This is a genomic window from Saccharicrinis sp. GN24d3 (assembly GCF_052400645.1).
In the GTDB taxonomy this organism is placed as follows: Bacteria; Bacteroidota; Bacteroidia; order Bacteroidales; family Marinilabiliaceae; genus Saccharicrinis.
Genome location: NZ_JBQTGI010000006.1, coordinates 294,810 through 304,650 on the forward strand (window position 1 = coordinate 294,810; position 9,841 = coordinate 304,650).

General features: G+C 40.6%; 5 protein-coding genes. All 5 read left to right on the forward strand.

Features of this window, described 5'->3' with window-relative positions; translation table 11 throughout:
- The 5 genes from ACT29I_RS09570 to ACT29I_RS09590 all read left to right on the forward strand — a co-directional run bounded on the left by ACT29I_RS09570 (position 1) and on the right by ACT29I_RS09590 (position 9,800).
- On the forward strand, positions 1 to 1,560 hold the full coding sequence (locus tag ACT29I_RS09570) for a sulfatase family protein (RefSeq protein WP_430932097.1): 1,560 nt from the start codon (positions 1 to 3) through the stop codon (positions 1,558 to 1,560).
- An 80-nt stretch (positions 1,561 to 1,640) separates the two neighbouring features.
- Positions 1,641 to 2,465: a sialate O-acetylesterase gene (locus ACT29I_RS09575; RefSeq protein ID WP_444793305.1), complete on the forward strand. Its 825-nt coding sequence runs from the start codon at positions 1,641 to 1,643 to the stop codon at positions 2,463 to 2,465.
- 512 nt (positions 2,466 to 2,977) lie between these two features.
- A complete protein-coding gene (locus ACT29I_RS09580; RefSeq protein ID WP_444793306.1) occupies positions 2,978 to 6,190 on the forward strand; it encodes a SusC/RagA family TonB-linked outer membrane protein in 3,213 nt (1,070 codons plus the stop codon).
- 73 nt (positions 6,191 to 6,263) lie between these two features.
- Positions 6,264 to 7,982 carry a RagB/SusD family nutrient uptake outer membrane protein gene (locus ACT29I_RS09585; RefSeq protein WP_430932094.1) on the forward strand — a complete coding sequence of 573 codons (1,719 nt, stop codon included), beginning with the start codon at positions 6,264 to 6,266 and terminating at the stop codon, positions 7,980 to 7,982.
- Between the two features lie 147 nt (positions 7,983 to 8,129).
- Positions 8,130 to 9,800, forward strand: a complete 1,671-nt coding sequence (locus ACT29I_RS09590) for a M1 family metallopeptidase (protein ID WP_444793307.1) — start codon at positions 8,130 to 8,132, stop codon at positions 9,798 to 9,800.
- The last annotated feature ends 41 nt before the right edge of the window (positions 9,801 to 9,841 follow it).

A 9,841-nucleotide genomic window follows, 5' to 3' on the forward strand; every position in this document is an offset into this window, starting at 1 on the left:
ATGAAAAAAATTGGTATTAACACATTAGTTATCGCGTTTATTATCCTTTTAGGACTTGTTTCATGTCAAACACCCACGAAAAAGGAAGATACCAAACGCCCCAACATCATTTACATAATGACCGATGACCACGGTTACCAGGCTATGAGCTGTTACAACGGGGCGCTGAATCAAACGCCCAACATTGACCGCATTGCCAACGAAGGGGTACTGTTTACCCAAGGTTTTGTAACCAACTCGATTTGTGCGCCCAGCCGTGCCGTTATGCTCACCGGAAAACATTCACATATAAACGGGCACATGAATAACAGCCAGGTGTTTGACGGCAATCAGGTTACCTTTCCCAAACTCCTGCAAAAGGCAGGCTATGAAACAGCCATGATAGGTAAATGGCACCTGGAAAGCGACCCTACTGGTTTCGACTATTGGAACATACTTCCGGGACAAGGCGATTATTACAATCCCGATTTTATTGAAATGGGCACCAAATCGAGAGTGGAAGGTTATGTTACCAACCTGATTACCGATTTCAGTCTCGACTGGCTAAAAAACAGAAACCAGGAGAAACCATTTTGTATGTTGTTGCACCACAAAGCCCCGCACCGCTGCTGGATGCCAGACACGGCTTATCTTGATATGTACAACGACGTGAAATTCCCCCTCCCCGAAAATTTTTACGATGAGTATGAAGGACGCCAGGCTGCCGCAGAACAACGTATGCACATGAAAAACTTTTGCCCGGTAAACGACTTAAAGATGTACGATAAGGAAGGTGAGGTACAAGGACCGTTGCGCAAATATTTTAAACGTCAGATAGACCGTTTGGATGAAAAGCAACGCGCCGCATGGGACAAAGCCTATGAAAAGGAAATTGAATACTACAAAAAGACCAAGCTGGAGGGTAAAGAATTGTTGGAATGGAATTACCAGCGCTACCTGGAAGATTATTTGCGCTGCATTGCCTCGGTTGACGATAATATTGGCCGGGTGCTCGATTACTTGGACGAAAGCGGTTTGGCGGAAAATACACTGGTGGTTTACACCTCGGACCAAGGTTTTTATTTGGGCGAACACGGCTGGTTCGACAAACGTTTTATGTACGAAGAATCGTTTCGCACACCACTGCTGATGAGACTACCGTCCATCGTAAAAAAGGGTAAAATAAACCAACTGGTACAAAATATTGACTTCGCCCCAACCTTCCTTGATTTGGCGGGCGTGCAAATTCCCGAGGCCATTCAGGGCGAGTCGCTGGTTCCATTATTAAAAGGTGAAGCAGGAAATTGGCGCGATGCGCTTTATTACCATTATTACGAATACCCCGGCCCTCACTCGGTAAAACGCCATTACGGAGTAAGAACCGACCGTTACAAACTCATCCATTTTTATAACGATGTTGATCAATGGGAGCTGTACGATCTGCAAGAGGATCCTAACGAGGTTAACGATCTTTATGGCAAAAAAGGTTATGAGAAAATTACACAAACCTTGTTTAATAAATTGATCGATTTGCAAAAACAGTATAACGACACCACTGTGTCGGAAGTGCATTTAAACTAGTTAAATCATGATTAATTCATCGGGTGACCAACGGTTTTGTACGGGATCCACCCGATGAATGGATTCTTAAAAAAAGCAAGATGACAATAAAAAAAGCAGTACTTACATTTTTCTTAACCATTTTCGTTGTTTTCTTTTGCCTGGGTCAAGACCAAAAGACACGCCCCGTAAAACTTTTTATATTAGGCGGTCAGTCAAACATGGACGGCTGTGGAAAATCGGAAGAACTACCCGATGCTTACAAGGTTCATCCCCACAACACCATGACCTGGGACAACAAAAAGAAAACCTGGGTATCCTTGGGAACCGATTCTTTTGCAGAAAGACGCAAATATAAATTTGGTCCTGAAATTGCTTTCTCGCATTTATTGGCGGAAAAATACCCGGATTATACCATTGCCATTGTTAAAACCTCGGCTGGGGGAACTAAGCTATGGAAACACTGGCTGCCCAATCAGGGAATGTACAGTCGTTTTCTTCAGAATATGGAAAATGCCATGCAGCAACTTGCCGATAGCGGTGTTGTGTGCGAAATAGACGGCATGCTATGGATGCAAGGCGAATCGGATGCTGAAACCATTGAATGGGCCAATGCGTACGAAAAGAACCTGAAGATACTTTTTGAGGATGTACGTGAACAAACCAAAAAAGACGAACTTCCGATTGTTATGGGACGTATTTCTATTGGCTTGCTGAGAGAAACACCCTGGACTTTTGACTACACCGAAAGAGTGCAGATAGCACAAGAAAAAGTAGCTGCGGAGGACGAGAATGTTTTTATCATCAACACGGATAAACTTAAAACCCTGAAAGACAACACCCACTTTAACAGCGAGGCTCAAATCTGGCTGGGCAAAAAAATGGGTAAGATCATGATCCGACAAATCAAAAAAAATAAACAATAAAAAAGATAAAAGGTCGTGTTGGGTAAATAAACAAAAGCGTGCTCAACATGACGGGCAATCAATACAACCTAATTGTTATCCTTTTAATATATAACCTATATCCCTTATTGATTTTTTTAACAGCAGCCTTGATCCTACTTATTATTATTATTTTAGTAAGTGCTCATTTTTTCTGTATCAGAGAGATTGTGTTCAGTCGTCATCTTACTATTTGTAATTATATATCCTATATTTACGAATATTTATTATTATTATTCAGTTTTTAGTAATTATTTTGCATTTATTATTAAAAATAACATACTTTCGAATACTATATTAATATGTACATTTAAATATTGTTTAACCCATTAACTAATCGCAATAATTTGGCTTTTAAAAACATTACAAATGAATTAAAAATTTAGACCACTTAACTTATCCCGCGATTTACAATCAGCAACAAAGGGACAGAACCTTTTCTTACTGCATTGGAAACGATTTAACTTAGATTTTTAAACGAAAAACTTTTATTTATGAAAAAAAAATGGTCATTTTTTGGACGTTCTCCTGAGGTATCAAAACAGCTATTTAAAAAGTTTGCAATTACCTTATTTTTATTACTAACGATTCAGATTACAAATGCTGGCGCTCAAAAATCAATTACCGGTGCTGTTGTTGATGATACCAGGCAACCACTGCCGGGAGTTTCCGTTATAATAAAAGGTACAAGTATCGGTACCGTAACCAGTACCGAAGGAATCTACAACATCTCCAATGTTCCGGAAGATGCAATACTCGTGTTCAGCTTTATCGGTATGACTTCGCAGGAAGTCGTTGTTGGCACACAAACAACCATCAACGTAACCATGTTATCCGATTACATTGGCATTGAGGAAGTGGTTGCCGTTGGTTATGGAACCAAGAAAAAAATAAATCTCACAGGCGCTATATCCGTTGCGGGTAGCGAAGAGTTAGAAGCCCGTCCGGTAGCCAATGTGCAACAAGCTTTACAGGGCGTTGTCCCTAACCTTACAATCACAACATCATCAGCTACAGGCGAGCCTGGAGCAGACATGGCAATGAATATCAGGGGACTAACATCTATTGAAGGGGATAGCGAACCCTACGTGTTGGTTGATGGTATCCCGATGGATATAAACGACATAGATCCCAACGACATAGAGTCTATTTCGGTATTAAAAGATGTTGCCTCAACTGCTATTTATGGTGCAAGGGCCGCGTACGGGGTAATTCTAATTACCACTAAAAATGGCAAAGCCAATAGTGGTATTAAAGTAAGCTATTCATCAAATTACGCCATTACTTCCCTTATTAATATGCCTAAAAATGCCGATCCTCTTTCTTTTGCATACACAATGAACGAGGCCAGGGAAAATCTAGGGAGTTCACCGTATTACAGCGACGAAAAGCTGGAGTGGATTGCAATGAATATGAAAGAACCAGGAAGTGCCCCTGAAGTGCTCGAAAGCAGCAACGGTTTAACCTGGAATTTGGGAACCGACGGCCTAAACGCTTCGGCAGCTACCGATTGGCATTCAATTATTTTTAAAGATTATAGTTCCAGAACGAAACACAACCTGAATTTGTCGGGCGGAAATGAAACCTTAAGGTATTATTTATCTGGCGGTTTTTATGATGAAAAAGGACAATTAAAACAGGCCGATGACTTCTTTAAACGATACAATATTGATGGAAAGATAAATGCAACCATAAATGACTGGATGAAGCTTTCTTTCTTAACCAAATATAAATATGTAGAGGAGGAATATCCTGAACACAAAACTTTAGGAAGGTCGTTTATTATGTTGCTCACGACCAGACTTAAGCCTACCAAGCCGGCGTATTACCCCGGCACGGAAGTATGGACTGGTAGAATTGGTGATATGGAAATGAACAAAACCAATAACATTGAAAGACAATTGGTGCTGTCCCCAAGGATAACTCTGGAGCCTGTAAAAAACTGGGTTACAAATATTGAAGTGAATTACAGGACGAACGACAACCGCAAACAGGCTGTATTTCCGCGAATTCCATATGCCATTCCCGACGGAACCGGAGGTTCAACAGTTCTGTATTCAAGTTCAGAAAATACGGAATACAGAGACTATATGTATTCCAACCACTACTTTTCCCCAAATATTTATACGGAATATTCAAAAGCTGTAGGTAGCCATAATTTTCATGTCTTAGGAGGTTATCAGCACGAGGTGTACAACTACAACAACCTATTTGCTACTGCAGCTTATTTATTAACCGATGAAATTCCTTCATTGAGCACCGCTGTTGGAGAGAAAACAATAACTGACGGACTAGGGCACTGGTCAACTCAAAGTGTTTTTGGACGCTTTAATTACAATTTTGCAGAGAAATATTTGATTGAGTTCAATGGTAGGTACGATGGCTCGTCAAAGTTCGAAAACGGTGAACGTTGGGGCTTCTTCCCTTCTGTATCAACTGGCTGGATTGTTTCAAAAGAGAATTTTTTCCCTTTGAAGGACGCTGTGAATGTATTTAAATTAAGGGGTTCCTATGGTTCTGTGGGAAACCAGAATGTTAGCAATTATTTATATATCCCAACCATGTCTGTCGGATTGTCAAACTGGTTGTTTAGTGGCGAACAATTATGGGGAGTTGGCAGTCCAGACATTGAAAGCATCAACTTAACCTGGGAAGAAGTAAAGACCATGGATTTTGGATTCGACCTACAAACCTTAAACAACAGGTTAGGCGTCAACTTTGATTGGTATGAATCAAAAACCACCAATCTTGTTGGTCCGGGAAAAGAACTTCCCGAAATCTTAGGTACTGACGTTCCAAAAATAAACGAAGGAGAAGTAACTACCCGCGGATGGGAAATTGAAATCTCGTGGAAAGACAAAATCAAGGATTTTTCATATAACATAAGGGCTGTTTTATCGGATTATCAAAGTGAAATTACCAGCTATAATAATCCTACAAAAATTTTATCTTCTTATTATGAAGGGCAAAAGCTAAATGAGATTTGGGGTATGGAAACCGACGGTTTTTTCCAGTCAGAATTGGAAGTGGATACTTGGGCACTCGACCAAAGTGATATCTATTCGGGCGCATGGGCTCCGGGCGATTTAAAATATGTAGACCAGGATGGCGATGATGCCATTACCATAGGAGACAATACCAAAGACAACCCGGGAGATAAAAAAGTAATTGGTAACAGCACCCCAAGATTCCAATTTGGATTAAACGCCAATGCTTCATGGAAAGGATTCGATTTCTCATTCTTAATTCAGGGGGTTGGCAAAAGAGATTTGGACTTAAGAGGCTTAGGAACTTTCCGTGGCCCCAGTAACGGACAATTACACGCCAATGTATATACAGAACACCTGGACTACTGGCGAGATGACTCTAGCCCATTGGGAGCCAATCCTGATGCTTATTTCCCTGCACCCTATGTTGTATTTACAGGCCAAAACGACAAAAATTACCGTTACCCTACAACACGTTTCCTTCAAAACGGTGCTTATGTCAGGTTAAAAAACGTTCAGGTGGGCTATACTATACCAAAACTAATAACCGAGAAAGTTAAAATTTCCAATGCCAGAATTTATCTATCGGGCGAGAATTTGTTAACGTTTACCGATTTAATGATTTATGATCCGGAAGCATTTAATGGAAGACAAGGGCGCGTAGGTGACCAATATCCGTTAAGCAGAGCATTTTCACTAGGTTTAGATATTAGTTTCTAAAAAGTGAATAATGAGTTCTTACAATACAGAACAAGTTACATTAAATGCAATTTTTTATTTAAAATAGAATGAAATGAAAAAAATAATATATACACTATTTCTATTTACTGCAGCAGGACTAATATTCAATTCCTGCACAGAAGATATCTTAGACAAAACTCCCTTGGATGAGATTTCTGATCCCGATTTTTGGAAAACAGAGAATGACTTACAACTTTATTTAAATAATTTATATCCATCCGTATTTTCAGGCTGGGGGGCCTCTGGGCAGGCACCTTCACCAGACCTTGGTACAGACATTATCCTGGAATCAGACTTATGGTATGGCAGCTCATATACTGCACGCTTAGACGGAACAACTACTGTCCCTGCATCAGGCGGCGGATGGAGCTGGGATGATGTTCGTGATGTAAACTATTTCCTTGAAAACGCCGACCAGGCTGAAACAGGCAACTTAAAGGATCATTATATTGGAGAAGGCTATTTTATTAGAGCATGGAATTATTTCAACTTACTAAAAAAGTTTGGGGATCTGCCAATAGTAAAATCAGTGGTAGATGTAGATGACGATGAGATTTTATATGGTTCCAGAAGCTCTCGTTCCGACGTGGTTGACTTTATCATTGAAGACCTTGATATGGCCATTGCCAAAATGGAATATGCTTCCGAAGCCGGTGCTTCAAGGCTCAACAAAGATATTGCCAACTTATTTAAAGCCAGGGTATGTTTATATGAAGGCACATGGGAGAAATACCATGCAGAAACCGTTTTCGCTGGCGATACCGATGGAACCAAATATCTGGAACTTGCAGCCGAAGCAGCCAAAAGTGTTATGGATGCCGGAAATTATTCATTGGTAACCGGAGATACCGAAAGGGCTTATTATAATCTTTTTGTACAGACCGATTACAGTAGCAATTCAGAAGTACTGTTCTACAAACATTACGATTACCTTACTTATGGTATCCAGAATTCATTGTGGAACCACCCAAATGCCCAGGGGATAACACAAGAAATGTTTTCGAACTATCTGTGTGCTGATGGTTTACCTTATGCTGTAAGTCCCCTATTTAAAGGTGATTCTACATTAGCTGTTATAGAAACAAACCGCGATCCAAGGTTAGACCAATCGCTTATTGTTACCGGCGAGTTAGATTATGTTTCCCTGAATGGCGACTCTGTGTTTTACGATATCCCTTATATGGTTTGGGACCCAACAGGCTACGAACTAAAAAAGTTTCGGACAGAATGGTTAGATGCATCACTTAACAATCGTACAAGAGACATTGGTTTTATTCATTTCAGGTATGCAGAGGCTCTCTTAATTTATGCTGAAGCAAAGGCTGAGTTGGGAACCATTACACAAAGCGATATAGATTTGACTATTAATCAATTAAGAGACAGGGTAGGGATGCCACATTTGAATATGGCTTCGATTACGGTGGATCCAAACTGGCCTGATTATGGCAACACCTTGAGTGATGTTTTATATGAAGTTAGAAGAGAACGTGTTGTTGAATTGTTTGGAGAAGGCTTCCGTTTCGACGACTTAATGCGTTGGAGAGCACATAGCCTGATTGTAGGAAAAAGATTCACGGGCACCTTGTATACCGATGAAATCGAGGCTGAATATCCTGGTTTGAAAGTAAACGACGAAGGTTACCTGGATCCTTTCAGGGACATCTTAAACACCGGATATTATGGATTTAATTCAGAGAGAGATTATTTACTTCCGTTACCGACCAACGAATTGACAAAAAATCCTAACCTGAGCCAAAATCCAGGTTGGTAAATATTGTGTATTTATTAATTGACCATTTTTTTTAAAGAATGAATGGACTGGTTTTACATTACTTTAAAACCAGTCCATTTTCTTGTTGTTATTACACATTCAGAAAAATGATTAAGTTATATTGCAAAAACCTTTTTTCAATTCAAGATGAGTACACATAAATTGCTTTTACTATTGTTTTTTGCTTATTTTTATTTCCCTTCATACGGCCAAAATAACTTGTTTACCCGACAGGACTCGCTTCGGGGCAGCATAACTCCTGAACGCGAATGGTGGGATTTGACTTATTATCACTTATCCGTTAAGATAAATCCGGCGGACAGCAGCTTTTCCGGAACTAATAAAATAGGTTACCGTGTCAACAAATCAAAGCAATTAATGCAAATCGACCTGCAGCCGCCAATGAAAATCACCCGGGTTGTCCAGGAACAAAACGAGTTGGAATATGGAAGGGAAGGAAATGCATGGTTTATTGAGCTGAAAGCTCCTCAGCGACAAAACGACATACAGTATTTGGATGTTGAATTTAGCGGCAAGCCACAAGTCAGTAAAAAACCCCCATGGCAAGGTGGCGTGAGCTGGGGCAGGGACAAAAACGGTAAACCGCTTATTGTTACGGCTAATCAGGGCGATGGCGCCAGCTTATGGTGGCCCTGCAAAGACCATCCCTACGACGAGCCGGACAGCATGTTGATTAGCATTACGGTTCCGGAACCTTTAATGAATGTTTCAAACGGACGACTAAGGAACCTGGAGCACCATAACGATGAAACCAATACTTCGCATTGGTTCGTATCCAATCCAATTAACAATTACGGAGTAAATATCAATGTGGGCGATTACGTTCATTTTAGCAATGTTTACGAAGGCGAAAAAGGCGATTTAGACTGCGATTACTGGGTGCTTCCGTATAACCTTAAAAAAGCGAAAAAGCAATTTAAGCAGGCTCATTTAATGCTGGAAGCTTTTGAGCACTGGTTTGGTCCTTACCCGTTTTACGAAGATGGCTACAAGCTGGTGGAAGTTTCCTATCCAGGTATGGAACACCAGAGTTCGGTCACCTACGGAAATGGCTATAAAAATGGTTACGGAGGACGCGATGTGAGCCGAACCGGATGGGGTGATAAATTTGACTTTATCCTGGTTCACGAATCGGGACATGAATGGTTTGCCAACAGTATTACCAACTGGGATGTAGCCGACATGTGGATACACGAAAGTTTTATTGCCTACTCTGAAAGTTTATTTGTCGATTACTTTTGGGGAAAAGAAGCCGGTGCAACCTACTGCCGTGGCACTCGATTGAACATCAAGAACGACCGTGCCATCATCGGGCAATATGATGTAAATAGCCAGGGATCGGGCGATATGTACGCCAAAGGAGCTAACATGCTGCATACCATTCGCCAGATTGTTAACGATGACGAAAAATGGAGACAGATGCTGCGCGGGCTAAACCAGGAATTTTATCACCAAACAGTGAGGTCGGAACAGGTTGAGAATTATATCTGCCAAAAAAGTGGACTTGACCTGAAACCGGTGTTTGATCAATACTTAAGAGACACGCGGATTCCTACATTTGAATATGCTTTGCTTGGTGATGAAATGCGCTACCGTTGGGCAAATTGCATCGATGGTTTTCAAATGAAAGTTGCCGCTTATATAAATGGGGAAATACACTTTTTAACCCCAGGCACAACTTGGCAGAACCTGAAAAAAGAACAGCCCATAAAGACGGTTGAAATGGATAAAGATTTTTATACAGCGGTTTTTAAAATTTTAGTTACTACTCAGCAAGCAAAAACGAAATATAAGTAACATGGTTTCCTTGCTGTATTTGTTTCTGAGTTGCAAAGCGT